Origin of the sequence: Sphingobacterium detergens (assembly GCF_003610355.1) — a bacterium.
GTDB lineage: Bacteria > Bacteroidota > Bacteroidia > Sphingobacteriales > Sphingobacteriaceae > Sphingobacterium > Sphingobacterium detergens.
Map to the genome: position 1 here is coordinate 1,311,731 of NZ_RAPY01000001.1, position 25,520 is coordinate 1,337,250.

The window sequence follows — 25,520 nt, forward strand, 5'->3', positions numbered from 1 at the left end:
TACTTCACTTGATCAGAAAAGAATCTGTAATGATAAAATATTTATACTTGTTTCTTGCTATTGCGGCAGAAATTTTCGCTACGACTTTCCTAAAGAAATCTGAGGGATTTACCTTGTGGAAACCTACCGTCATCTGTATCATTGGTTACATTATCGCTTTTTATTTCCTGAGCATCACATTGAAATACCTTCCTGTCGGAATATCCTATGCTATCTGGTCGGGGGTTGGTATCGTTGCCATTACATTGATAGGGATGATTTTGTTTAAACAGATTCCTGATACACCAGCAGTAATCGGAATGATATTAATCGTCGCTGGGGTAATTATTATCAATGTCTTTTCAAAAATGGGCGCACATTAGCTGATCTAAAAACTAAATGTGTATTTTTGCAACTTACATAAACTAAAGGATACGTGTCGTTAGAGAAACTAAAACTAAGCAAAAGATTGACTGCTACGATGACCGAGCTCGGTTATTTGGCTCCAAAGGAAGTTCAGAGTAGATGTATTTCCAGAATTCTTGGCGGACAGGATGTTATTGCGATTGCTCCTGAAGGAGCGGGCAAGACCACTACTTATGTATTATCAACCTTGATGAAATTAAAATTCACGGATGATGAAGCACCTAAGTTTTTAATCTTGGCTCCCAATGAAGAACGCATCGACGAGATCGTTGAAAAATTCTACCAACTAAGCAAAAATAGAGATCTTCGTATTATTGGATTGCGTGCCGGGGGAAGTATGGAAGAAGAAATAGAAGAACTAGTTGCTGGAAAGGACATTGTAGTCGCGACACCGAACCGTGCACGGGCAATCTATCTCAAATTAGCCCTCAATCTAAACCGTATCCAAACGTTAATTATTGATGATGCAGAAGAAATCATCAAACAGGGCATGCAAAATCCTGTAAGGGAATTAGCAGAAAGTTGTGGTAAAGTACAGCACTTGGTCTTCAGTACTGTTGAACATCAGAAGCTGTATGACATGATTGATAAGCATCTAAATGAGGATTATGCTTTGATTGAAGTGGATGAATTGGAGAATGAAACCATTGACACTTTAGATCTTTTATTGTACCATCTTCCCAATTTCACCACAAAAATCAATCTACTGAATTACCTTCTACAAGATAAAGAGGTTTTTCAAAAAGTGATTGTTTTTGTAAATTCAAAGCTTACAGCACAAAAGCTTGCTACTAGCCTATTTCAACAAGGGAAAGAGGAAATCGCTATTCTAAATCCACTATTTTATGATGATTTTGGTTTTGAAACAACAGCAGACTTTATAGAGAGTGAGCAAACTCGTGTTTTGATCATTGCCCGGGAAAACACCAATGCAGTTGATCTTGCAAATATTCCTTTTATTTTTCAGTTTGAATTGCCAAATGAAAAAGAGGAATTTTTAAACCATTTAGTCAAAAATGACGAAAATGAGGACTCCGTGGTATTGACATTTACAACCGATCTGGAACTTCCGATGGTCAGAAAAATAGAACAGGCTGTAGGTAAGCGAATGGATGTCCTGGATCTTCCTGAGGATCTGCAGATTTACAATCCCACAAGTGATAAAAAGAAAAAATCAACCAAGGAGGAACAAGAAGATAGTTCCCGCGGTGGAGCTTTTCACCAAAAGAAGGAAAGTAATTCCAAAACTTTCAATTATGGAGGTGGTGAAAAAGCAAAAATGACGATGAAATTGAAAAAGAAATAAATAAAAAAGGGAAGTTTAAACTTCCCTTTTTTATTAAAATGTCAGCTTTTCATTGATCCTTTGAGGCATCGATGAGCTCGTTACGCTGAGTTTGTTGATCAGAAAGAAAAAAACCAGTCGAGTTTCAACGTTAAGGCTGCCTGTGCACATATAATAGCTTTATTTCAGCACCTTTTTCAGCAACTTAATATATGCATTTGCGATATGTTCCATCCCCTGATCATTGGGGTGCGCATAGTCTACTGTTGAGTTTAGGTCCAACCCCAGTTCCCCGCTCGATAGCATAAAAATCTGCCGAACACCCTGTGACTGTAATTTCTCGTAGGTCGCTTTCAAGACGCGGCTACTTTGCTGATATTCTTTGTTTTTGTCTTCGTTAAATACAGTATTGATATTTCCAGAACTATGCTGTGTCAATATGATCGGTGTTGTCGGATGTTCCTTTCTTAAAAAGGTAACCGCATTGACCAATAGCGAATCCAATTGTTTTTCGCTGAGTGATTTAGTAATCGCGAGATTCGGAATACAATCCAAAATATAACATGCGGCGTCCACCTGATTCATTACATTTAGGATAGGCTGTTCAAGACGACCGTTACCTGAAAAACATAAATTCAACATCTCGTTATTAACAGCTCTACCTACCTGACTTGTCCAGGCAAGACCCGGCCGGCTGGTACATGCCCCCTGTCCTATAGAAGTGCCATAGACCACGATAGGTTTCGAGGTAGCGGTATGTGTATATGTTAATTTAGCATCATTAGGAACACCTATTTTCAACCATTTAACTGTATTATACAAAGGCAGATACAAGCGATAGCTAAAGTTACTATTCGTGCCTATATTTTTCCAAGTATAAGAAATCGTGTCTGAAAAATCATAATTACCGTAAGCCCATTTCCAAACTTTATGCGTTGTATCATAGGCATAAAGATCCAGTCCACTCACACCGGTAGTAGGCATATGGGGCATATTCAATCCGCCGGAAACTTGATATTGCACTGTAATTTCCGAAGCTGATGTCTGAAAATCAATATAGAGTCCAGCAGAATTTTGTCCCAGTTCCCAGACTGGTTTGCGCACCTGCTTTTCCAGCTCATCCGGTAGTCGACCAAAAGCTGTAAGCTTCTGATTGTCGAGTCGGCCTTCAACATGCTTATCGTCAAGAGGCGAAAACCAGGTATAATTTTGCTGTCCTTTGACAATCGAAAGCGAGAACAGCATCAGAGCCATGAGAGAAACTTTTGAAAACATACGATAGTTTAGATTTGAGTTTGAATTGATTAAAAAAAGGAGCCTATTGGCTCCTTTCTATTACGATTTATTTATTATACTATAAAATAGCTTGTCTTACACGTACTAGTTTTTCCATCAATCCTTCAAGTAGATCGAGGTGCAACATATTTGCCCCATCAGATTTTGCATTTGCAGGATCAGGATGGGTTTCTATAAATAGACCATCAGCCCCAACAGCAATCGCCGCTTTGGCAATTGTTTCGATCAAGGCAGGCTTTCCACCTGTTACCCCTGAAGTCTGATTTGGCTGCTGAAGTGAATGTGTACAATCCATTATAGTCGGCACATTAAAAGCACGCATTTCAGGAATTCCTCTATAGTCAACGATCAGATCCTGGTAGCCAAATGTGTTGCCACGATCGGTCAAAAATACCTTTTCATTCCCAGACTCTACAATCTTGTCTACGGCAAACTTCATGGATCCCGCACTTAAAAACTGTCCTTTTTTTACGTTAACGACTTTATTGGTTTTTGCTGCAGCGACCAATAAATCCGTTTGTCTACATAAAAATGCCGGAATTTGAAGAACATCTACGTAAGCTGCGGCCATTTCCGCTTCATGGCTTTCATGGATATCCGTTACGGTAGGAACGCCGAAGGTCTTCCCTACTTTCTCCAAAATTTTCAGCGCTTTTTCATCTCCGATACCCATAAAAGAATCCAAACGAGACCTGTTGGCCTTACGATATGAACCTTTAAAAATATAAGGGATATTGAGTTTATCTGTAATAGTAACAATCTTTTCAGCAATCCGCAAAGCGATTTCTTCTCCCTCAATTGCACATGGCCCTGCCATTAAAAAGAAATTCTGCGAAGTTCCATTCTTTATTTCAGGAATGTATTTGTTAATCATATGAATTATATAAAAATTTTAATTACCCAATTCCGATAAAAATTTGATACGCATCAATTGAAGGTCTTCAAAACTATAATCGTCTCCTCCTAATTCCTTAAGCGCATCATTGATCGAATCAGTTTCAGCTGTTTTAAAGTAATCGTACACTTCGTCCTGACGATCTTCATCAATAATTTCGTCAATAAAATAATTGATATTTATCTTGGTACCGGCATTAACGATCGTTTCAATTTCCTTTAATATTTCCTCGTAGGTAATCCCCTTTGCTGCGGCAATATCATCCAGCGCGAGCTTGCGGTCAATATTTTGGATGATCGCCACTTTCAACGCAGATTTATTTGCTGTACTTTTGATAACCAGGTCTACAGGTCGGTCGATTTCATTTTCCTCCACATAGTCCTTGATCAGCGCAATAAAGGAAGCTCCAAATTTAATCGCCTTACCATTCCCTACCCCTTGAATCTGTTTTAATTCGTCGATATTGACCGGGTAATGTGTACACATTTCCTCTAAGGAAGGATCTTGGAAGATCACAAATGGCGGCAATGATTTACTCTTAGCGATCTTTTTACGCAGATCTTTGAGCATACCCAGTAAGGTCGTGTCGAGTGCTCCAGTTCCATGACCAGCCTCGTCTCCAGCCGTACTTTCGGCACTTTCAATAGGGCGGTTTAAAACAAACTTTAACTGGTAAGGATTGTCTATATAATTCCGACCGATATCCGTTAATTTCAACAAACCATAGTGATCAATATCTTTCTCAACAAAGTTGTCCAATACGGCTTGTCGTAACAGTGATTTCCAATAGATAGTACCTTTTTCTTTTCCTGAACCAAATAGACGGTGTTCGTCATGTTTGTAGGACGATACAGGTTGATTGTTCTGCCCGATCATCACGTTAATGACATGGTGATCGTCAAATTTTTCGCCCTGTTCTTTAATAAAGCCCAATACATCTTTTAGGGATTCTTCGGCTTCAAAATATTCTTTTTCCGAACGGCAATTGTCGCACATGTTACTACAACCCTGTTCGTCAAAGTTTTCTCCGAAATAATGAAGAATCTGTTTCCGACGACAGACGGCAGATTCGGAATAATCGATGACTTCTTTCAGGATCTGCGTACCGATCTCACGTTCGGCCACAGGTTTATCTTTCATGAATTTTGTCAGCTTTTCAACATCTTTCTCCGAATAGAAAGCCAAACAATAGCCATCGCCCCCATCACGGCCAGCGCGCCCAGTTTCCTGGTAGTAGCCTTCCATGGATTTTGGAATATCATGGTGGATAACATAACGGACATCCGGTTTGTCAATCCCCATACCAAAGGCGATTGTTGCGACAATCACTTCCACATCCTCCATCAAGAATTTATCTTGCGTATCAGCCCTTGTTTTCGCATCAAGGCCTGCGTGGTAGGGCAGCGCTTTAATACCGTTTAGGTTCAATACCTCGCTTATTTCTTCAACTTTCTTTCTGCTCAAGCAATAGACAATACCTGTTTTGCCTGGTTTTGTTTTGATAAAGCGCACAATTTCTTTAACCACGTCTTTTTTGGGACGTACCTCATAGTATAAATTGCTCCGATTGAATGATGATTTAAATAGCACAGCATCATTCATCTGTAAGTTTTTACGGATATCAGATTGCACTTTTGGAGTCGCTGTTGCTGTCAACGCAATGATTGGAATATTAGCACCTATCTCATTGATAACCTGACGTATTTTGCGGTATTCCGGTCTAAAATCATGTCCCCATTCTGAAATACAATGTGCTTCATCTACGGCAACAAAAGATACGGTAATCTGATGCAAGAACTCCACATTATCTTGCTTAGCAAGTGATTCTGGAGCTACATAGAGTAACTTGGTCTTTCCTGCAAGCACATCCTCCTTTACACGGGTGATTTCACTCTTGTTCAGTGAGGAGTTTAAAAAATGAGCGATACTGTCTTCGCCGCCGAACGCGCGAAGTTGATCTACTTGATTTTTCATTAAAGCAATCAACGGGGAAATTACAATTGCGGTTCCCTCACTCATGAGTGCTGGCAGTTGATAACAAATTGATTTCCCTCCCCCGGTTGGCATAATAACAAACGTATCCTTCTTTTGAAGAATGCTGGTTATAATAGCCTCTTGATCTCCTTTAAAAGTATCAAAACCAAAAAAATCCTGTAAATTGTCGAAAAGTGATTTTTCTATTTCCATTGCGCCTTGGGCAAAAATAAGATAGATAAATGAAGAAATAATCCTGAAAAATAATCTATTTTTGCAATCTATTCTAATACATAAAAGTAAGAGTATTTTTTGTGAAAAACAACTACGAAATAAAAAATATAGCTATTCAAGCTATTCAAGAAGAAGCCAAAGCAGTAGCTGCTCTGGCTCAATATATTGATGATGATTTTGTTACCGTTATAAATAAAATCCTGCATCTTCAGGGTCGGGTAATCGTCACAGGCATCGGAAAAAGTGCCATTATCGCACAAAAGATTGTTGCAACATTAAATTCGACAGGCACGCCCTCTATCTTTATGCATGCAGCAGATGCCATCCATGGGGATCTGGGTATTATCCAACAGCATGATTTAATTATTGCCATATCCAAAAGCGGTAATACACCTGAAATCAAGGTCTTGGTTCCATTTCTAAAACAAACGAAAAATACGTTGGTAGCTTTGGTTGGCAACACGGAGTCCTACTTGGCGAAAAATGCGGATTACATACTAAACACCACTGTTGAGAAAGAAGCTTGTCCAAATAATTTGGCGCCGACATCGAGCACAACGGCACAATTAGCCATGGGCGACGCACTAGCTGTTGTGCTACAGGAATGTCGTGATTTTACAGACCAGGATTTTGCGAAGTACCACCCTGGTGGTGCCCTGGGCAAAAAGCTCTACTTAAAAGTGGCGGACTTATCTGATCAAAATGGTAAACCTAGCGTACAATTGGATGCTAACGTCAGAGATATTATTATCACTATCACGCAATTCAGACTGGGCGCAGTAGCTGTCTTGGACGGCGCGCAGATCCAGGGTATTATTACCGATGGGGATATCCGTCGTATGCTCGAAAGACATACTGACCTCGCAACGATCAGCGCAGCAGATATTATGGGCAAATCACCAAAGGTGATCGATAAAAATGAACTGGCAGCCAATGCGCTTCATATCATGCGGGAAAACAATATCACGCAGCTATTGGTATCAGATCAAGGGAACTATGACGGGGTTATCCATATCCAAGATCTGCTTAAAGAGGGTATAATCTAACTGTAATAAAGTTGTTAGATGTGTAATAAATTGACAATAAATATTACATTTGGCATATCAGTTGTACTAGTTTAATCACAAAGTAATATCTTAGAAGCATGAAAAAGTATATAACAATTTTAGCAGTGATCATTTCCTTTATCGGTTTTTCGTCTATGCAAGCTGGACAAGGGGAATTTAAATTTGAAAAAGAAACACATGATTTCGGCAAGATTCCGGCTGGAACACCTGTATCATATAATTTTAAATTTTCAAACACAGGCAGTGAGCCTATTATCATTTCGAATGTAGTCCCGACTTGTGGCTGTTCGGTAGCCGAGTTTACTAAAACTCCAATCAAACCGGGAGAAACAGGAACAATCAAGGTAACGTATAACGCCGCAGCCAAAGCGCCATTTACCAAAAGTTTTACGGTACAATCGAACACCAAAACACCTGTAAAGACACTTTATATTAAAGGGATTGTGGAATAAAAATCCGACAGATAAAACGAAAAAAGCCACATCCTGATGTGGCTTTTTTCGTTTTATTTTGGTTAGCTTTGCACAACTAATTTTAAAAAAACTATAATGCCAGTAATATCAGAAAAAGGGCTAAATATGCCTGCGTCACCCATCAGAAAACTGACGCCTTATGCTGATCAAGCAAAAAAAGAAGGTAAAAAAATATACCACTTAAATATCGGGCAACCAGATATCCAAACACCTGAAATTATGCTTAATGCTTTGAAAAATATTGATTTCAAAGTATGGGCTTATACACCTTCTGAAGGTACCGCCTCCTACCGAAAAAAATTAGCCGAGTATTATAACAAGCTAAATTACAATATTGAACCTACTGACATCCTTGTAACCAATGGTGGCTCAGAAGCAATCACCATTACGATGCAAGCCTGCTTAAATGAAGGTGAAGAAGTGATTATCCCAGAACCGTTTTATGCAAACTACAATGGTTTTGCCTGTTCTTCGGACATTGTGATCAAACCGATCATGTCTTATATTGAAAGTGGATTTGCACTACCTTCCATTGCAGAATTTGAGAAAGTAATTACCGAGAAAACCAAAGCAATCTGCATCTGTAATCCCAACAATCCGACAGGTTATCTTTACTCGAGAGAAGAACTGGAAGCCTTACGCGAGCTTTGTCTGAAATACGATCTTTATCTTTTCTCCGATGAGGCTTATCGCGAATTTTGTTACGATGGCAGAGAGTTTATATCTCCGATGCACCTAGAAGGCCTCGAGAATAATGTTGTTATCTTTGATACCGTTTCAAAACGTTATTCAGCATGTGGTGCCCGTATAGGCTGTATTATCACCAAAAATAAAGAATTATATCAGACGGCATTGAAGTTTGCTCAGGCACGCTTAAGTCCATCTTTGGAGGGACAAATTGCTGGCGAAGCTGCTGTCGATACTCCGGATAGCTACTTTGAGGCGGTATCTAAAGAATATACAGCCAGAAGAGATGTATTGGTCAGCGGATTAAATGCAATTGATGGTGTATACTCTCCTAATCCCGGAGGTGCATTTTATGTAGTTGCTAAGTTACCGATCGATAACGCGGATAAATTCTGCCAATGGATATTGGAGGAGTTTTCCTACAATAACGAAACGGTCATGATGGCGCCAGCAACTGGCTTCTATAGCACGGAAGGTGCCGGAATAAATGAGGTTCGTCTAGCTTATGTATTGAATCAAAATGATCTTAAAAATGCATTGATCTGTTTGGAGAAAGCCCTAGAAGTATATCCAGGAAGAACGAATTAAACAACAACAACAATAATATGTTATCAAAGCCGGTCCAAAAAAAGGACTGGCTTTTTTTATGCTCCAATGATATCATAAGGGCAGTTTTCTTATCAATTTTAAAAAAAACAAAACAAACTTTCGAGCGACATTGTTCTTATTACAGTATAACTAAAGATATTGCATATGGATAAATTGAAGAAATTCCAATTGATGGAAAAAATAGCGAGAGAATTAGAAGATGTCAGAAATAGCCAACAAGCTGTTTTAGAAAAGATAGGCAAAATCGAAGTTGATAACATCGAACTCGGTGATAAGAAGATTGAACAAACAATTCCCGAAATCTATCAACGCACAGCGGATAATTCAGACGCTATCAAAGCGCTTCTGGAATCTTTTCAAGAACAGACAGCAGAGTTTGGTGAGAAAAACAATGTAGAAAAATTATTGGAGCAACAACAAATCAATAGTATAAAATAGTTGTCTTCAAAATACGAAAAATGCCGATTTTTCAATCGGCATTTTTTGTTATATCGCGTTTATGCTTGTATTCTTGAGGCTTTAACTTTCAGATATTCCTCCTCAACAAAATGTAGTTGCTGCTCTGGAGTCAAATTTGAGTTATCCAATACGATAGCATCTTCGGCTTGTCTCAGCGGACTCTCAGCACGGGTGCTATCAATACGATCCCGATTGGCGAGATTCTCAACAACCTCTTCGAGTGTAACATCCTCCCCTTTTTCCGTCAATTCCAGATATCTTCTGGCAGCCCTAACTTTCGGATCTGCGGTCATAAAAATTTTCAGATCGGCATCAGGGAAAACGGTGGTACCAATATCCCGGCCATCCATAATAATATTTCTCCGGCTACCTAATTTTTGCTGTTGTGCCACCATTGCGGTTCGTACTGCTTTAATTGCACTTACATCACTGACTTTATCAGAAATGTACATCTGACGGATTTCTTCCGAAATATCTTCATCATTGAGGTGAATCTCCGTTTTGACTGCATTTGGAATAAAGTCAATATGGATCTCATTTAATGCCTGATCAATCGCTTCCTGATTATCCAGTGCAATATTATGACGAATAAAATAAAGCGTTACCGCTCTGTACATCGCGCCGCTGTCAATAAAGGCAAATTTCAGCTTTTTAGCTAAAGCTTTGGCAAGCGTACTTTTTCCACAAGAGGAAAAGCCATCTATGGCGATAATAAAATTGTGTCTTCCACTCATTATTCATTTCCTCCTATGATGACACCGGGCTTATTCACTAAAGGTACTTTAGTTAAATTACCATCCACGATGCTTTCTGGTAAAAAGATATATTTTTTATCGTAAATAATATTGTCAATATAAAAGCTCAACCAATACTCGTTGGTCAGACCGAATACCTGCTCATCGATCGCTTCAACCCGATCAAAGGATTTGGGCTCTATATTCCCGATGAAATGCCGTAATGTTGTTGTGGTAACCTGTCTCCCATCCTTTTCACCATACCCTTTTGAACTGATCAGCACATTCTGTATCGCGATATTCTTATCGTTGATAACATACACTGTCCAGTTCTTAGTCTCCACGGTTTCGCCCTCCAAAACCACGGCAATCATAATATCTTTTACTATATTTTCTGGCAAATCTGCTTTCATCCTTATTTAGACTTTGTCGTTTTCTTAGCTGGAGCCTTCTTTGCTGTTGCTTTTTTAGCAACTGTTTTCTTTTCGGCAGTTTTTGCTTTAACGGCTTTACCCTTCGGAGCATCCGCTGCGGCCCACTTCAACACATCTTCGTAGCTGATCTTTTCGATTTCCGTTCCTTTCGGAATTTTCAAATTCTGCTTACCAAAACGAATAAATGGTCCCCAACGGCCTTGTTCAATCTGCGCATCCGGATTTTCATCGAATACACGGATTACTTTTTCAATATCCTTCTGACGTTTTTCCTTAATGATCTGAATACATTCCTCTTCGGTTACATCCAAAGGATCCACTCCTTTTGGCAAAGAATAGAAAGCCGAGTTATGACGGATATAAGGTCCAAATCTGCCGATAGCAACTGTCATTTCCTTCTCTTCAAATACACCAACTTTTTTGGGCAATTTGAATAACTCCATCGCATCTTCAAAGGTGATTGTTTCAATCATCTGTCCTTTGCGTAGGGATGCAAATCGAGGTTTTTCCTCATCATCAGGAGAACCGATTTGAACCAAAGGTCCAAATTTTCCGATACGTACAGAGACGGGTTTACCTGAAACTGGATCTACGCCTAGCTCACGTTCATTGTTAGCGCGATCGGCATTCTCCAATGTATCTTCAACTTCAGAGTGAAAAGGCCCATAGAAATCGTGCAACATTTTTGTCCATTCGGTCAATCCATGTGCAATATCGTCAAACTCTTTCTCCACATTCGCTGTAAAGTGAAAGTCTACAATACCATTGAAATGCTCTACAAGGAAATCATTCACAACAATACCGATATCTGTTGGGAACATTTTTCCTTTTTCTGCTCCTGTTATTTCCGTCTTAGTGACAGCTTTCAATTCCGTGTTCTCAAGCGTCAGCACACGATAATCACGTGATCGCCCCTCTCTTTCTTCTTTCACAACATAGCCACGATTTTGGATCGTAGAAATTGTTGGTGCATAAGTAGAAGGTCTTCCGATACCCAGTTCCTCCAATTTCTTCACCAATGCGGCCTCAGTATAACGTGCCGGAGGTCTTGTAAAACGTTCCGTCGCAGACATACTTTTTAAAGTCAGTTGTAAACCAACTGTCAATGGCGGAAGGATTGCATTATCGCTATCCTCATCAAGGGTCGTCTCCTGATCATCATCTACAGATTCCATATAGACTTTCAGAAAACCATCAAATTTCATCACCTCACCTGAAGCGTTTAGATCTTCTGAACGTGTGGAAATCGAAATTTTCGCTAGTGTCCGCTCAAATTCTGCTTCACTCATCTGGGAAGCAATTGCTCTCTTCCAGATCAGTTCATACAATCGCTTTTCAGCAGAATCGCCTTCAATGGTATGTTCAGAAAAATAAGTAGGACGTATAGCCTCGTGCGCTTCCTGTGCGCCCGAAGTTTTTGTTTTATATCTTCTTACTTTATGGTATTGGTTACCATATGCCGATTTAATTTCTTTTTCAGCTGCGTCTATAGCAGTATCGCTCAAATTGACTGAGTCGGTACGCATATAGGTGATACGTCCGGACTCATACAGACGCTGGGCAACCTGCATGGTACGTGCCACAGAGAATCCAAGTTTTCTACTCGCTTCCTGTTGCAAGGTAGAAGTTGTAAATGGCGCTGCTGGCGAACGTTTCGATGGTTTTGTCTCCAGATTTTTAACGGAGAACAAAGCCGCCTTACAGTCTTCCAAAAATTGAGTAGCCTCCGCTTCTGTCGCAAATCGTTGTGGAAGCTCAGCTTTAAAACTATCTTTAACCTTACCTGTATGAAAGAAAGCAACGATCTTAAATGCTGCCTCAGGTTCAAATTTGTTAATCTCACGCTCCCTGTCGACGATCAACCTCACGGCAACAGATTGTACACGGCCAGCAGATAAAGATGGTTTCACCTTTTTCCATAAAACGGGTGACAACTCAAAGCCCACCAATCGATCTAATACACGTCTCGCCTGTTGTGCGTTGACAAGATTATAATCTATTTTACGGGGATTGTCGATGGCTTTTAGTATTGCTGGTTTCGTGATCTCATGAAACACAATACGTTTAGTACTTTCATCTTTCAGTCCCAATGTCTCAAATAAATGCCAAGAGATAGCTTCCCCCTCACGGTCCTCATCGGATGCGAGCCATACAGTTTCTGCTGCCTTAGCTAATTTTTTCAGCTCGCTTACGACTGCCTTCTTATCAGAGGGAACTTCGTACTTCTGTTCGAAATTGTTCTCTGTATTAATTGCATCATCGGTTTTCACCAGGTCACGGATATGTCCATAACTTGACTTTACCAAAAAATCACTACCTAAATATCCTTCTATCGTTTTTGCTTTCGCTGGAGACTCAACTATCAATAAATTTTTCGCCATCTAATTTGAGATTTGTGCAAATAAAGGGAATTCTAAAAGGAATGACAATAATTTCTTGCAAAAAAGACAAAAAAAATAGATTTCACCTTAACATATAAGTGTATTGTCCTATTTTTAATCAAGCTACAATCCGTCCCCGAAAGGCTTTCTTCTTGTAAAGAATGATATTTAACAGGCCTTTAAAACTTCGTTTTTCTTCACTTCAATAATTTCAACGATTCATTTTAGTTTGTTCTGTTTCGAAAACACATTCAAAAACAGGAAAAATCAAGGATCTGAAACCTTCAAAGTAAAAAAAGTAAAATAGGTTATGTATATTCGCCTATTCATAGCGGGGTAATTCACCCTTATTTTGTTTAAATATAATAATAATGAAAAGAAGTCCTCTTAGAATAGCCTTTTTTGGTCTGATATTATCATCTGTGTCTTGTTCAGTTATGAAAGATTCCACAAAAACAACCAACAGCTTTCCTAAACTCAGTTTGGAAGCACATCGTGGCGGACGTGGCCTCTACCCCGAAGAATCTATTGCTGCCATGAAAAATGCAATTGATCTGCCCCAGGTAACAACACTGGAAATGGATTGTCACATTACAAAGGACAAGAAAGTCGTTGTTTTTCACGACGACTATCTCAATCCTAAATTTGTGTTAAAACCAGATGGCACTGAGATTCCCGAAAAAGATAAATCATTGAAAATATATGCAATGAACTATAAAGACCTGATCAAGTACGATATTGGTTCCAAATTTTATAAGGAGTTTCCCGAACAGAAAAAACAAGTTACACGTATTGCAAAACTCGCCGACCTCATCGATAGTACAGAAGCCTATGCCCTCCAAAAGAGAACAGCGCCTATGTTTTATAATATTGAGGTGAAAAGTAAAGAGGATAAAGACGGTATCTATCATCCCAGAGTGGAAGAATTCGTTGATTTAATGGTACAGGTGATCACAGAGAAAAAAATTGCAGCACGTACCGTGATTCAATCCTTTGATATCCGGGCAGTCAAGTATCTAAACAAAGCCTACCCACAATTAAAAGTTTCTTACCTTATTGAAGGCAACTATACAAAAAATGCACAGGAGACAATCGCAGCATTAGGTTTTACTCCTTTCATCATTAGCCCACACTATAAGCTGGTGACCAGCGAATTTGTCAAACAATACCATAAAGCTAATGTTAAGGTAATTCCATGGACAGTAAATAGTAAAGCAGAGATTGAGCAATTGAAGGCACTGAAAGTAGATGGAATTATCAGTGACTATCCCAATCTGTTTTAATCCTTGATTTCTTGACAACGATCAAAGATCAGCTTGTTCAATTCCCGATGATCTAAATCTGAAAGACCAAAATAAAGTAGCTTGCGCTGTGCACTACTCTATTTTGGTCTTACTTTTAAGGGCTTTATCAATATACTCCCTACCTTTTTGAACCAAAAACTCTGCCCGGTGGTAGTCCCACAAATTACAGATGTTATAAGGGATGTTGACAACAACATCGGGACGATAGAGATCAATAATCATACGGCTCATTTTTCTACGCATCACATAATAGGAAGCTTGTAGAATATCCAGCGAATTTGAGGTTTTTGTATCCAATTTTTTGATAACAGAATACTGTTTATCCGGTTTTGATTCCAGATTGACCGCTATAATTAAATTTTCTTTTCGTGTGACATGGTTGATGGGTAATGGGTTGAGGACACCGCCATCCACATAGACATGCGTATCCTCCTCTACTGCTGTAAAAACAGCCGGTATCGCAATAGAAGCCCGTATAGCGTCATACATACTTCCAAAATCGAGTACAACTTCTTTTTCATAATTCAGATCAGTGGCAACAGCCTTGAATAAAATAGGAAACGTTTCGATATTCGCATCGGGAATAACCGATTTCAAGGCATTGAAGACTTTAATTCCTTTCATCATTCCCAGACCCTTCCAGCTGAAATCCATCATATTGAAAACCGATTTCTTTGTTAGATTATGCATCCAGTCTTCCAGCACATCCATCTTTCCCTGGGCGTAAATTCCGCCGACCAATGCGCCAATGGAACAGCCCACAATTTCATCGATCTCAAAGCCCATTTCCTCTAGTTTGCGGATAATACCGATATGTACCAATCCTCTCGCTCCCCCGCCCCCGAGGACAAGTGTTACTTTACGATTTAAAAAATCTTTCTCTGACATATACTTAGACCTGCAATATAATGATGTTGACATTGACCCAACAATGTAATCCGATAATCACCGTTATTATATGTATTTTTGATTACAATATACGGAGTAAAATAAGAAATATGAAAATAGAAATTTGGTCGGACATCATTTGTCCGTTTTGTTATATTGGCTTGACAAAGCTTGAGTCGGCCCTACAGGAAGTTGAGCAAGATGTACAAGCAGAGATTACCTGGAAATCCTATCAGCTCAATCCAGAATTTCCCGAAGACGCTCCGGGAATGCCAACGTACGATTACCTTGTCCGTACAAAAGGGATGAGCATGGACGATGTCGTGGCAATGACGGCGCAACTCAGTGCGCAAGGTAAGGAACTTGGTATCGCATTAAACTTTGATAAAGCAATTGTCGTAAATACAAAAAAAGCACATCGTCTTCTTCATTTTGCGCAGACCCATCAAAAAGGAACTGCTTTGAAAAAATCATTATTCAAAGCCCATTTTACCGACGGTTTAGATGTCAACGATAATGCAACCCTTGTTGAACTGGCGAAACAAGTAGGCCTCCCCGTTCAAGCGGTTCAGGAGCTTTTAGAGTCTGACAACTATGCTTACGATGTCAGTCAGGACATTCAGGAAGGTGTCAACCTCGGTCTTCGTGGTGTACCATTCTTTGTCTTTGACCGGAAGTATGCAATTCCCGGCGCACAACCCATGGAAGTTTTTCACAATACGATCAAAGAGTGTTTGGCAAGCCAATCCGCCCCATTACAACAAAGAGGTGAAGAAGGGCCTTCTTGCGATCCTGAAACAGGAAAATGTGAGTAAAGAAAGAAAAAAGTTTTATTTTAATTTACTATTTTCGCAAGCTTATAACGACAAACAAATTTGGTATAAATGCAGTTAACCAAACTAGAAATAAAGGGATTTAAGAGTTTCGGAGACAAGATCACGATCAACTTCAATGACGGTGTTACCGCGATTGTTGGGCCAAATGGATGTGGGAAATCCAATGTGGTGGACGCAATACGCTGGGTACTTGGTGAACAAAGTACAAAGATGCTGCGTTCTGATAAAATGGAAAACATTATTTTTAACGGAACAAAGAACAGAAAACCAGCTAATCTGGCGGAAGTTTCCTTGACCTTCAATAATAACAATAATATCCTGCCAACAGAATTCTCTACTGTTACGGTAACACGTAAACTATTCCGAAATGGGGATAGTGAGTATCGTTTGAATGATGTAAAATGTCGTTTAAAAGATATCACGGATTTATTTTTGGATACCGGGGTCGGTGCCGATAGTTATTCCATCATCGAGCTGAAAATGATCGATGAGATCATCAATAACAAAGACAATTCGCGTAGAAATCTTTTTGAGGAAGCATCCGGTATTTCAAAATACAAGGTGCGCAAAAAACAGACGCTAACAAAATTAAAAGATACGGAAGCCGACCTCAGCCGGGTAGACGATTTACTCTATGAGATCACAAAAAATCTTAAATCGCTAGAAAATCAAGCCAAAAAGGCGGAGAAATATACCCTACTCAAGCAGGAATACCGTCAAAGTAGCATTGATCTCGCTTATTATAGAATTGCTGATTTCTCGACTGAACTTGATCGACTTCAAACGCAGGAATCTAAAGTTCAAAAGGATTCCGCAAATTCCCAGCAATTGATTCTCCATGCGGAAACTGAACTTCAATCACTGCGTCAGGTAAATTTGGAGCAGGAGAAGAACCTTTCTGTACAACAAAAGGCTACACAGGAATTTGTCAACAAAATCCGCGGCTATGAGTCGGAAAAGAAGATCAAAAATGAGAAAGTAAAAAATCTTCAGGATAAAGAAAATCGATTAAACCTTGATGTCAATAGCGACAAGCAACAACTGAATCACGTCCTTTATACCATTAAAAGACTGAATGAGGAGCTATTTGATGAACAGAATAAACTTGATTCACTCAAAGACAATCTGGAATCCAATAAATCCGAAGTGGATGCCCTGAGGGGTCAACAACAATCTGCCAAGGGGAAATTGGATATCTTCAACAAAAGCAATGCTGAACTTCAGGCTAAGATTTATAAACTCGAGAAGGATCTCGCTGTTTTTAATATCCAAAAAGAAGCCCTTCTTCAGGAAGCTGTCCGCAACAGTGTAGACACCGAATCGAAAGAAGCAGAATTACTGCAATTTAATAGTGCTGTAGGGGAATTGGAAGGTCGTGTCGAAGCGCAGCAGTTGCAGTATGATTCGGCCAATCAACTGGAGGAGGAACTGCAAACACAGATTCTTCAATGCCAGACAAATTTAGAGGAGTTTAAAGTACAACTTGCGAAAGACCTTAGATTGGTTGATGCCAAACAGAATGAATATAATCTGACAAAATCCCTTATTGACAATTTAGAGGGTTTCCCAGATTCCATTCGATTCTTGAAGAAAAATGCGGGTTGGAAAAAGCAACCACCGCTCTTCTCCGATGTGCTATTTTGCCAGGAAGACTATCGTGTTGCGATTGAAAATTACCTGGAACCGATCATGAACCATTATGTTGTCGAGACACAACAAGATGCCGTTCAGGCCATCCAATTATTGAGCGATGCCGCAAAAGGCCGTGCCAATTTCTTCGTTCTGGATGCTATAGATACAGTCGTTAAACAGCCCCTTCCTCCACATGACAATCTCATGCCCGCCCTGGATGTGATCACTGTGGATGAAAAATATAAAGCGCTTTGTACCCTACTCCTTCAGCATGTGTTTATTTTAAAGCAGGAAGGCGAAAAGGAAATGGAGCAGAAGCTTCCCGAAGCAGGACAGGTTATCCTACAGAAGAATGGCCGTTACGCCAAACATCATCTAGGCCTTTCGGGCGGATCGGTCGGATTATTCGAAGGAAAACGTATCGGTAGAGCGAAAAACCTAGAGGTTCTCTCTCAGGAAATTAAAGCGCTTAATCTGGAGATTGCAAAACTTGAAGACAAAATAACGGCTGAAACAGCACGTGTGGAGACTTTGCGTAGCAACTCACAAAAAGAACTTATTGATGAACTACGTTTTCAACTGAACAGACTCAACAATGAGTTGATTACGGTAAAAACCAAACAGGAGCAATATCAAGCTTTCATCAACAATTCGCAAATACGGAAAAAAGATATCCAGGAAAAAATTGCAACTATCGAGTCGGATCTTACGGTTGCCGAACCTCAGCTTCATGAATTACGTGTAGAAAAAGATCAAAGTGTAACTGAACTTTCCGAATTACAGGATCAATTCCATGAAATTTCAGAAATATTAAACGAAAAATCCATCGCCTATAATCAGGAAAATATCAGTTATCATCAACAACTGAATAAAGTCGCTAATATTAGCAAGGATCTCGAATTCAGAGAGACTCAAAAAGATGATCATGAAATCCGTATCGAGCGAAATAGTATTGAACTCGTTGAAGTACAGGAAGCATTGCGAACCACAATCCCATTTGAGGACGAAGAAGATGCAGATCTTATTGCTATGTATGAGCAGAAGATTTCATTGGAAGACGGCCTAAAAGAGCTAGAGGAAACGTATTATGCGGACAAGCAACAGATCAATAATCTGGAAGATTCACTGACTCAGCAACGCCGTTCAAAAGAACAGAGTGACTTTCTTATCGGTGAGATTAAGGATAAGAAAACTGCCTTACAAATTGATCTCAATGCGCTAAAAGAACGTCTTTCAGTCGAATTTAATATCGAATTGAAAGATCTGATCGAACGTGAGGATGTACCGGAAATAGCCGAAGATCAATCCAGTTTAGCGACAAAATGCAGCAAACTCAAAAAGCAACTCGATGAGTTTGGAACGATCAATTTAATGGCCAAAGAGGCCTTTGATGAGATGAATGAGCGTTATGACTTTATCAATAAGGAAAAAGCAGATCTGATCGAAGCAAAAGGCTCATTAATGGCAACAATCAAAGAAATAGATGATACGGCTAAGGTGCAGTTTATGTTTACCTTCAATGCTGTACGGGACAATTTTGTTAAAGTATTCCGTTCGTTATTCAATGAAGAAGACAGCTGTGATCTCGTTTTGACTGATCCAAGCAACCCATTGGATTCGGATATTGATATCGTTGCTCAACCAAAAGGAAAACGCCCATTATCCATCAACCAGCTATCAGGTGGTGAGAAAACCTTGACCTCTACGGCATTGTTATTTTCCTTGTATCTGTCAAAGCCGGCACCTTTCTGTATTTTTGATGAGGTGGACGCTCCACTGGATGATACCAATATTGATAAATTCAACAATATCATTCGTGATTTTTCCAAAAACTCACAGTTTATTGTTGTATCCCACAATAAGAAAACAATCGCAAGTACAGATATTATCTATGGCGTGACCATGGTTGAACAAGGTGTATCGCGTGTAGTTGCAGTAGATTTAAGAGAAGTAGCTTAACGTTATTTTATTTAAAAGAATAGGAAAGCCCTACAAGCAAATTGTAGGGCTTTTTTATGCCTAATCATATTCCCGCATTTAAATTAGACTTTTTGAGTAACCTGAATAAGTAAATATTAGGATAAATGAACTTTATTTTTTAATTTCTAACAATTATCAACGATTAAATTATGAAATTATTAGCTGCGCTATTGATCTGCGCAATCTTACAGTCTTGCCAGGTAAACAACCTAGGCAAAAAAGATAAACACACATTGTATATCAATACAGTGGTCCCAGCACATAAATTCTTAAAGATTTCAACAGAGAACGCGAGCACATTTTCTATCGATGCCGTCAATAAATCGAGCAATACGATAGCGTTAGCGACTGACACCAGTGAAATCATCATGAAAAAAGACAAAGAATATTCCCTTAACATCGGTCAGAAAGGAAGTGTGTCCATCAAAAACCCTTCCGGGCAGGAAGTTGGCATAAAGCTGAAAGTCTACAATCACTCTTCGAAAATTATCCAGCATACGGATAACCTATAAACAGATAATCTATAATAGGCCCGACTTCTTATTTTTATTAGGGGCCATTTATTCTTCACTAAAAGACCATTCTGATTAATCAAAAAATAAAAAGCTCAGAGTGGGGAACCCTGAGCTTTCGTTAGCCATATATTAACCTATTTTATGAAAAGTATTTGAAATTAAAACGACGCTTGTCTCCATTAATTATATGATCACCATTTCTTTAACATTTTTTAACATTTAAATAATAACTCTCTTATCCTCCCTATTTTTAGGAGAGCGCACGAACCAAAGTCGTTCGTCTGAGGCTCAGGCGGGATATTCGAAAACAATACACGCCCCTCAGCCTTGTATAATTATGGGGAACTGCGAGTCGAAGACGTTTGCTGGAAAGCAAATTGAATACCTGAAAACGATTCAACAATATACGATCTTACACTATAGTATATTTGTGCCAGATGCAAGTTAAAGTCTTTCCCCAAAGAACTAATTTGGATAGCTAAAAACGATTCAACAATATACGATCTTACACTATAATATATTTGCGCCAGATGCAAGTTAAAGTCTTTCCCCAAAGAACTAATTTGGACACCTGAAAAACTTTGCTGCATAAAAACAAAAAAGCCCGAAGTTGAGAACTCCGGGCTAACCTAACCAATTATTAACCTAAATTTATGAAAAGTCCAATTCTTAAGCAAAGCATCCTTTTACATTGCTTTTCCTTATAACGTTGGCTTTTGGATCAATATTACATGTGTTGGTCTGATTTATTTCAATTTTGACATTTTTTAACAATTCAATAAGTAACTTTAGGTGAACGAACTTGAAAAAACCAATTAATATGGCAGAATACGATTTAAAAGAGCTTGAAAAAATCCGTCAAAACAAAGATGTTCTTGACTATTTAGAGCAACATGGGATTTTGGAAATCAAAAAATTTAACGATGTCTATGACTATGAAAAAGAGCTCTATGATCTACAGGTTACCTTGCTCAAATTACAATATGATATCATTGAAAAGGGGAAACGTGTTGTCATTATATTCGAGGGAAGAGATGCCGCTGGAAAGGGAGGTACAATTGGTCGGGTGACCGAGCATTTAAATCCCAAAAAGGTACGTGTTGTGGCATTACCGAAGCCAACTGTTGAGGAGAATGGTCAGTGGTACTTTCAACGCTATATCAAGCATCTACCCAATGCTGGTGAAATGGTCATTTTCGACCGTAGTTATTATAACCGTGCGGTGGTAGAGCCTGTATTTGATTTTTGCACGAAGGAGCAGCATGAATTATTTATGCAACAGGTACCGGAATTTGAAAAGCAATTGATTGATGATGGTATTATCCTAATCAAGCTGTTTCTGAGCATCAGTAAAGAAGAGCAGGCGGAGCGCTTAAAGGAGCGACAAGAAGATATCCTAAAGCACTGGAAGGTTGGGGTTTTGGATCAACAGGCACAGGAAAAATGGGATGTTTATACGGGTTATATTGAAAAACTCTTTAAAACGACCGCCACCAAAAAGTCGCCCTGGTTTGAAATCGACAAAGACAATAAAAAGAAAGCCCGCTTAGCAGCTTTTCGGATAATTATCAATGTAATTGCCGGAAACGAACAGGAGAAATTGGATTCTTTTGTGAACAAACACAATTAAAATGCGTCTATAAAAAAGCCTTCAAAAAGACAATGTCTTTTTGAAGGCTTAGCTCACTAATTAATGCGGTACTTTTAAACGAGTATTGTCGTAGCGATCCGAGGACCAGCCATCTGTACCGATGCTGGCATTGAATGATCAAATTTTTCGAAATTTTCGATAAACAATTTTGCCAATCGTTTGGCTTGCATGTCGTAGGCTTCATTATTGTTCCATAATCCCCTAGCATCCAGAATCTGTTCGGGAACATATTCGCCACAGCTGGTCGGATAATCCAATCCAAAGATCTCATGCTTATTAAATTGAGCCTCCAATAGTGATCCATCCATTGCAGCACGAATTAGGGCCCGTGTATAGTTCAGTTTAATACGCCTTCCGATACCATAAGGGCCAGCAATCCAACCTGTATTAACCAACCATACTTTGATCTTGGGATTTTGCTCCAGTTTGGCCCGCAGTAACGCAGCATACTTCGCTGGGTGCAAAGGTAAGAATGCTTGACCGAAACATGTTGAGAAGGCTGCAGTAGGTTCCTTCACCCCTACCTCGGTACCGGCTACTTTTGCGGTATAACCACTCACAAAATGATAGACTGCCTGATCTACTGTTAACAATGAAATCGGAGGCAATACACCAAAGGCATCAGCAGTCAGAAAGAAAATATTTTCAGGGGCATGACCTATTCCTGTCATCTCAGCATTCTCCATGAAATCGATCGGATAGGAAACCCGCGTATTTTCGGTTTTACTGATATCGTCATAGTCTGGTCGATCAAACTCATCCAGAACAACATTCTCAAGCAAGGAACCAAAACGGATGGCATGGTAAATCTCAGGTTCTTTTTCTTCTGTAAGTCCCACGCATTTTGCATAACAACCACCTTCAAAGTTGAAAATCCCCTTCTCGCTCCAACCATGCTCGTCATCACCGATCAATTTTCTGTTTTTATCCGCCGATAGCGTTGTCTTACCCGTTCCGGAAAGTCCAAAGAATAAGGCTGTTTTACCATCTTTGGAGGTATTCGCCGAGCAGTGCATGGATAATACATTATGTTCATGCGGTAGAATAAAATTCAAGATGGAAAAGATGCTTTTCTTGATTTCACCTGTATATCCCGTTCCCGCAATCAACACCATCTTTTTTGTAAAATCAATGGCTACAAAATTTTCGTTACGAATACCGTAGTGTTGCGGATCCTCGATAAGCAATGTCGGTGCAGCGAGTATTGACCATTGCGGTTGAACATCGATATCACCCACAGATCTCAAAAACAGGTTGTTGGCAAAAATACTCTGATAAGCTGTCTCTGTGATAACACGAATGGATAATTGATATGCTGGGTCCGCCCCTGCCGCACAATCCCGAACATAAATTGTTCTGTTACTCAAATGTGCAGCAACCTTTGAAAATAATGCATCAAAATTGGCCGAGGTCATCGGCTGATTGATTTCCCCCCACCATACAGCATCCTTAGTCAAGGAATCCTCAACCAAAAAGCGGTCTTTGGGGGATCTTCCAGTAAATTTTCCTGTATCAGCGGCTAATGCTCCAGTGTCAGACAGTCTTCCCTCTTGATTCGCTAAAGCATGTTCGACCAACTCTGAAACAGGTAATTGATAAAATACATTTCCTGTATAATCAATTTTCAAATATTTCAAATCAGGCGCGTTTCCAATGTTACCCTTTTTCATATTTTTTGTTTGTTTTAAAATGTGCCCAAAGTTAAAGGCAAATTTCGCTAAAAACAAAACTTAATTATCTAAAAATCAGGCTTATTGTATAAAAAACACAAAAACAACACGCTAGCTATCAGTGACTTATAAAGGTAAAATAAATTAAACTTTTTAGCATATTTTTTTAGCATAATCCGTTCATGTACCGTCCATATAATTTATATTTTTCGTAAATTGTTCCAAGCTTTACAAATATTAATAAGATGAAATTACATGCGATAGAAACAGGCTTCTTTAAATTGGATGGGGGTGCCATGTTTGGAGTGGTTCCCAAAAGTATCTGGAATAAAACAAATCCGGCTGATTCCAACAATATGTGTACATGGGGCAATCGTTTACTCCTCGTGGAGGAAGGCAACAGATTGATGCTGGTGGACACAGGCCTTGGCGATAAACAAAACGAAAAATTCTTCAGTTATTACTATTTACACGGTGATGCGACATTAGACAAATCGCTTAAAAATATTGGTTTTGACAGAAACGACATTACGGATGTTATCCTGACACATTTGCATTTTGACCATTGTGGTGGTGCCATTATCCGTGAAGGGGAAAAATTATCTCCTGCTTTTAAAAATGCAGATTTTTGGAGCAATAGTGACCATTGGGCCTGGGCTACAGACCCCAATCCGAGAGAGAAAGCATCGTTTCTAAAAGAGAATATCCTTCCTATTCAAGAAAGCGGTCGATTGAAATTCGTTGAAGATAGCGAGGATCCCTTTGGCAAGGAGATCAGCATCCGCTATGCCAATGGCCATACTGAAGCGATGATGTTGCCACAGATTCGATATAAGGGAAAGACGGTGCTTTATATGGCAGATCTCTTGCCCTCTGTCGGTCATATTCCGATCCCTTATGTTATGGGCTATGATGTGAGACCGCTTATCACAATGGAAGAGCGCAACAGCTACTGGAATGAAATCGTCGAAAACGAATATATTCTCTTCTTTGAGCATGATCCGATTAATGAATGCTGTACCTTACAACAAACGGAGAAAGGAATCCGGGTAAAGGATATCTTTAAATTAAGTGATATTTAGGAAAACCTCGATTCGCTTATGAAATGATCTTGTTTCCCGATGGAAATATCATAAGAAAGGGGATGTCAAAAACATCCCCTTTCTTATGATAGTATAAATTGAAATCGTTAGAATCTAAATCCCAAGGCCCAATAGTTTTCAAAAAACCAGATCTGTTGTGTGGCTTTGTCGACGCCTCTTCTACCCGTTGTGCGGATATTGTACAAATCTGTCCAACCTGTTTTAAAGTTTCCTTGTAAATAAAGTCCTTTATAAAAACGGTAGTGTAAGCCAACTTTTGCAGAAGCACCATATCCGGCGATATTCCAGAAGTGATTGGCGCCCTCGCCAAAAAGGCGGACATCAGATCGTGGTATCAAAAGTCCTACATCTACACCAGACTCCATGGTGAGCACCTGTTGACCTTTGCGGTTGTTGATGATATCATCGTATCGCTCCAACCCTACTGAGGCAAAATTGTAGCCATCTGTATGTTCAAAAGTCAACATCGCAGAATCCACGGTTATCTTTTCGCCATTATATTGTCCCGCACGATTTCCGGTCGGTATGCCAGGGGTTGAGATTTCATCACCAATATAACCTGTGATCTTAACCTGTTGTGGAATATCCACAACATATTTCATATGATCCCAGCCTAAGGAAATAGAGTAATTGTCTTTGATGTAGTAACCGAAATGTAGATTAAATTGTGGAATAGTCAAACGACTCGGGTCAAAATAAGTCGATCCAAATTTCGTCGGGCGATCACCCGCTTTTACATCATGGAGGATGAAATCATAATTTGGACCTGTAAAATGTATATCAGATTTTGCGTAAGAAGAAAAGTTATACCCCCAAAAAAAGAAAAACTTCCCTTTATTACTTTCTGTCCTTAAATTCCTTGGTTTAAAAATGCTTTTTCCTATTTCTGGATTTTCCTGTGCAAATAAACTCGAAACACTTAATGCAAGTGCTCCAATCGTCAAAAATATTTTTCTCATATCGGCGCTAAAAACGTTGGGCAAAAGTACCCTCATTCTATTTTATAAC

Annotated in this window: 21 protein-coding genes; 12 read left to right on the forward strand and 9 right to left on the reverse strand. The window is 39.3% G+C overall.

Features of this window, described 5'->3' with window-relative positions:
* The first annotated feature begins 29 nt into the window (after positions 1-29).
* On the forward strand, positions 30-362 hold the full coding sequence (locus DFQ12_RS05720) for a DMT family transporter (RefSeq protein WP_120258018.1): 333 nt from the start codon (positions 30-32) through the stop codon (positions 360-362).
* Between the two features lie 53 nt (positions 363-415).
* Positions 416-1,711 carry a DEAD/DEAH box helicase gene (locus DFQ12_RS05725; RefSeq protein ID WP_120258019.1) on the forward strand — a complete coding sequence of 432 codons (1,296 nt, stop codon included), beginning with the start codon at positions 416-418 and terminating at the stop codon, positions 1,709-1,711.
* Between the two features lie 159 nt (positions 1,712-1,870).
* On the opposite strand, the gene DFQ12_RS05730 is transcribed toward DFQ12_RS05725, so the two are convergent.
* The 3 genes from DFQ12_RS05730 to recQ form a co-directional block, all read right to left on the reverse strand.
* Entirely contained in the window at positions 1,871-2,944 is a 1,074-nt protein-coding gene (locus DFQ12_RS05730) for an SGNH/GDSL hydrolase family protein (protein WP_167457199.1), read from the reverse strand.
* Positions 2,945-3,044: 100 nt separating this feature from the next.
* Complete coding sequence (kdsA, locus tag DFQ12_RS05735; RefSeq protein ID WP_120258021.1) at positions 3,045-3,860, reverse strand: 3-deoxy-8-phosphooctulonate synthase; 816 nt, start codon at positions 3,858-3,860, stop codon at positions 3,045-3,047.
* An 18-nt stretch (positions 3,861-3,878) separates the two neighbouring features.
* The gene (gene recQ / locus DFQ12_RS05740) at positions 3,879-6,068 is read right to left on the reverse strand and encodes a DNA helicase RecQ (protein ID WP_120258022.1); all 2,190 of its coding nucleotides are present in this window, start codon (positions 6,066-6,068) and stop codon (positions 3,879-3,881) included.
* Positions 6,069-6,169: 101 nt separating this feature from the next.
* Here recQ and DFQ12_RS05745 point away from each other — a divergent pair, with 101 nt between their 5' ends.
* The 4 genes from DFQ12_RS05745 to DFQ12_RS05760 all read left to right on the forward strand — a co-directional run bounded on the left by DFQ12_RS05745 (position 6,170) and on the right by DFQ12_RS05760 (position 9,363).
* On the forward strand, positions 6,170-7,135 hold the full coding sequence (locus DFQ12_RS05745; RefSeq protein ID WP_120258023.1) for a KpsF/GutQ family sugar-phosphate isomerase: 966 nt from the start codon (positions 6,170-6,172) through the stop codon (positions 7,133-7,135).
* 98 nt (positions 7,136-7,233) lie between these two features.
* Positions 7,234-7,608, forward strand: a complete 375-nt coding sequence (locus DFQ12_RS05750; protein ID WP_077434338.1) for a DUF1573 domain-containing protein — start codon at positions 7,234-7,236, stop codon at positions 7,606-7,608.
* A 96-nt stretch (positions 7,609-7,704) separates the two neighbouring features.
* The gene (locus DFQ12_RS05755; protein ID WP_120258024.1) at positions 7,705-8,904 is read left to right on the forward strand and encodes a pyridoxal phosphate-dependent aminotransferase; all 1,200 of its coding nucleotides are present in this window, start codon (positions 7,705-7,707) and stop codon (positions 8,902-8,904) included.
* Between the two features lie 165 nt (positions 8,905-9,069).
* On the forward strand, positions 9,070-9,363 hold the full coding sequence (locus tag DFQ12_RS05760; RefSeq protein WP_120258025.1) for a hypothetical protein: 294 nt from the start codon (positions 9,070-9,072) through the stop codon (positions 9,361-9,363).
* Between the two features lie 59 nt (positions 9,364-9,422).
* On the opposite strand, the gene cmk is transcribed toward DFQ12_RS05760, so the two are convergent.
* From cmk to topA, 3 genes are read right to left on the reverse strand one after another with little or no spacing between them, the layout of a single operon-like run.
* On the reverse strand, positions 9,423-10,118 hold the full coding sequence (cmk, locus tag DFQ12_RS05765; protein ID WP_120258026.1) for a (d)CMP kinase: 696 nt from the start codon (positions 10,116-10,118) through the stop codon (positions 9,423-9,425).
* A complete protein-coding gene (locus DFQ12_RS05770; RefSeq protein ID WP_120258027.1) occupies positions 10,118-10,531 on the reverse strand; it encodes a hypothetical protein in 414 nt (137 codons plus the stop codon). Before DFQ12_RS05770 ends, cmk begins: the two co-directional genes overlap by 1 nt.
* Positions 10,532-10,533: 2 nt before the next feature.
* Complete coding sequence (gene topA / locus DFQ12_RS05775; RefSeq protein ID WP_120258028.1) at positions 10,534-12,933, reverse strand: type I DNA topoisomerase; 2,400 nt, start codon at positions 12,931-12,933, stop codon at positions 10,534-10,536.
* Between the two features lie 371 nt (positions 12,934-13,304).
* Between topA and DFQ12_RS05780 the strand changes: the two genes are divergently transcribed.
* Positions 13,305-14,216 carry a glycerophosphodiester phosphodiesterase family protein gene (locus tag DFQ12_RS05780; RefSeq protein ID WP_120258029.1) on the forward strand — a complete coding sequence of 304 codons (912 nt, stop codon included), beginning with the start codon at positions 13,305-13,307 and terminating at the stop codon, positions 14,214-14,216.
* Between the two features lie 93 nt (positions 14,217-14,309).
* Here DFQ12_RS05780 and DFQ12_RS05785 read toward each other — a convergent pair whose 3' ends face one another.
* Positions 14,310-15,125: a patatin-like phospholipase family protein gene (locus tag DFQ12_RS05785; protein ID WP_167457200.1), complete on the reverse strand. Its 816-nt coding sequence runs from the start codon at positions 15,123-15,125 to the stop codon at positions 14,310-14,312.
* A 110-nt stretch (positions 15,126-15,235) separates the two neighbouring features.
* Between DFQ12_RS05785 and DFQ12_RS05790 the strand changes: the two genes are divergently transcribed.
* The 4 genes from DFQ12_RS05790 to ppk2 all read left to right on the forward strand — a co-directional run bounded on the left by DFQ12_RS05790 (position 15,236) and on the right by ppk2 (position 21,718).
* Entirely contained in the window at positions 15,236-15,940 is a 705-nt protein-coding gene (locus DFQ12_RS05790) for a DsbA family oxidoreductase (protein ID WP_120258031.1), read from the forward strand.
* A gap of 69 nt (positions 15,941-16,009) precedes the next feature.
* Positions 16,010-19,552 carry a chromosome segregation protein SMC gene (gene smc, locus DFQ12_RS05795; protein WP_120258032.1) on the forward strand — a complete coding sequence of 1,181 codons (3,543 nt, stop codon included), beginning with the start codon at positions 16,010-16,012 and terminating at the stop codon, positions 19,550-19,552.
* A 170-nt stretch (positions 19,553-19,722) separates the two neighbouring features.
* Entirely contained in the window at positions 19,723-20,085 is a 363-nt protein-coding gene (locus tag DFQ12_RS05800; protein ID WP_120258033.1) for a hypothetical protein, read from the forward strand.
* An 823-nt stretch (positions 20,086-20,908) separates the two neighbouring features.
* Positions 20,909-21,718 carry a polyphosphate kinase 2 gene (ppk2, locus tag DFQ12_RS05805; protein WP_120258034.1) on the forward strand — a complete coding sequence of 270 codons (810 nt, stop codon included), beginning with the start codon at positions 20,909-20,911 and terminating at the stop codon, positions 21,716-21,718.
* Between the two features lie 74 nt (positions 21,719-21,792).
* Here ppk2 and pckA read toward each other — a convergent pair whose 3' ends face one another.
* Positions 21,793-23,409: a phosphoenolpyruvate carboxykinase (ATP) gene (pckA, locus tag DFQ12_RS05810; RefSeq protein ID WP_120259245.1), complete on the reverse strand. Its 1,617-nt coding sequence runs from the start codon at positions 23,407-23,409 to the stop codon at positions 21,793-21,795.
* Positions 23,410-23,654: 245 nt separating this feature from the next.
* Between pckA and DFQ12_RS05815 the strand changes: the two genes are divergently transcribed.
* The gene (locus DFQ12_RS05815; protein WP_120258035.1) at positions 23,655-24,491 is read left to right on the forward strand and encodes an MBL fold metallo-hydrolase; all 837 of its coding nucleotides are present in this window, start codon (positions 23,655-23,657) and stop codon (positions 24,489-24,491) included.
* Positions 24,492-24,598: 107 nt separating this feature from the next.
* Here DFQ12_RS05815 and DFQ12_RS05820 read toward each other — a convergent pair whose 3' ends face one another.
* On the reverse strand, positions 24,599-25,471 hold the full coding sequence (locus DFQ12_RS05820; protein ID WP_120258036.1) for a hypothetical protein: 873 nt from the start codon (positions 25,469-25,471) through the stop codon (positions 24,599-24,601).
* Positions 25,472-25,520: the final 49 nt, after the last annotated feature.

Excerpts from the sequence above, each read along its gene's own strand:
- DFQ12_RS05720 (WP_120258018.1), top strand. The coding sequence starts at position 30 with ATGATAAAATATTTATACTTGTTTCTTGCTATTGCGGCAGAAATTTTC.
- DFQ12_RS05730 (WP_167457199.1), bottom strand. The coding sequence starts at position 2,944 with ATGGCTCTGATGCTGTTCTCGCTTTCGATTGTCAAAGGACAGCAAAAT.
- kdsA (WP_120258021.1), bottom strand. The coding sequence starts at position 3,860 with ATGATTAACAAATACATTCCTGAAATAAAGAATGGAACTTCGCAGAAT.
- recQ (WP_120258022.1), bottom strand. The coding sequence starts at position 6,068 with ATGGAAATAGAAAAATCACTTTTCGACAATTTACAGGATTTTTTTGGT.
- DFQ12_RS05750 (WP_077434338.1), top strand. The coding sequence starts at position 7,234 with ATGAAAAAGTATATAACAATTTTAGCAGTGATCATTTCCTTTATCGGT.
- DFQ12_RS05755 (WP_120258024.1), top strand. The coding sequence starts at position 7,705 with ATGCCAGTAATATCAGAAAAAGGGCTAAATATGCCTGCGTCACCCATC.
- DFQ12_RS05760 (WP_120258025.1), top strand. The coding sequence starts at position 9,070 with ATGGATAAATTGAAGAAATTCCAATTGATGGAAAAAATAGCGAGAGAA.
- cmk (WP_120258026.1), bottom strand. The coding sequence starts at position 10,118 with ATGAGTGGAAGACACAATTTTATTATCGCCATAGATGGCTTTTCCTCT.
- DFQ12_RS05770 (WP_120258027.1), bottom strand. The coding sequence starts at position 10,531 with ATGAAAGCAGATTTGCCAGAAAATATAGTAAAAGATATTATGATTGCC.
- topA (WP_120258028.1), bottom strand. The coding sequence starts at position 12,933 with ATGGCGAAAAATTTATTGATAGTTGAGTCTCCAGCGAAAGCAAAAACG.
- DFQ12_RS05780 (WP_120258029.1), top strand. The coding sequence starts at position 13,305 with ATGAAAAGAAGTCCTCTTAGAATAGCCTTTTTTGGTCTGATATTATCA.
- DFQ12_RS05785 (WP_167457200.1), bottom strand. The coding sequence starts at position 15,125 with ATGTCAGAGAAAGATTTTTTAAATCGTAAAGTAACACTTGTCCTCGGG.
- DFQ12_RS05790 (WP_120258031.1), top strand. The coding sequence starts at position 15,236 with ATGAAAATAGAAATTTGGTCGGACATCATTTGTCCGTTTTGTTATATT.
- smc (WP_120258032.1), top strand. The coding sequence starts at position 16,010 with ATGCAGTTAACCAAACTAGAAATAAAGGGATTTAAGAGTTTCGGAGAC.
- DFQ12_RS05800 (WP_120258033.1), top strand. The coding sequence starts at position 19,723 with ATGAAATTATTAGCTGCGCTATTGATCTGCGCAATCTTACAGTCTTGC.
- ppk2 (WP_120258034.1), top strand. The coding sequence starts at position 20,909 with ATGGCAGAATACGATTTAAAAGAGCTTGAAAAAATCCGTCAAAACAAA.
- pckA (WP_120259245.1), bottom strand. The coding sequence starts at position 23,409 with ATGAAAAAGGGTAACATTGGAAACGCGCCTGATTTGAAATATTTGAAA.
- DFQ12_RS05815 (WP_120258035.1), top strand. The coding sequence starts at position 23,655 with ATGAAATTACATGCGATAGAAACAGGCTTCTTTAAATTGGATGGGGGT.
- DFQ12_RS05820 (WP_120258036.1), bottom strand. The coding sequence starts at position 25,471 with ATGAGAAAAATATTTTTGACGATTGGAGCACTTGCATTAAGTGTTTCG.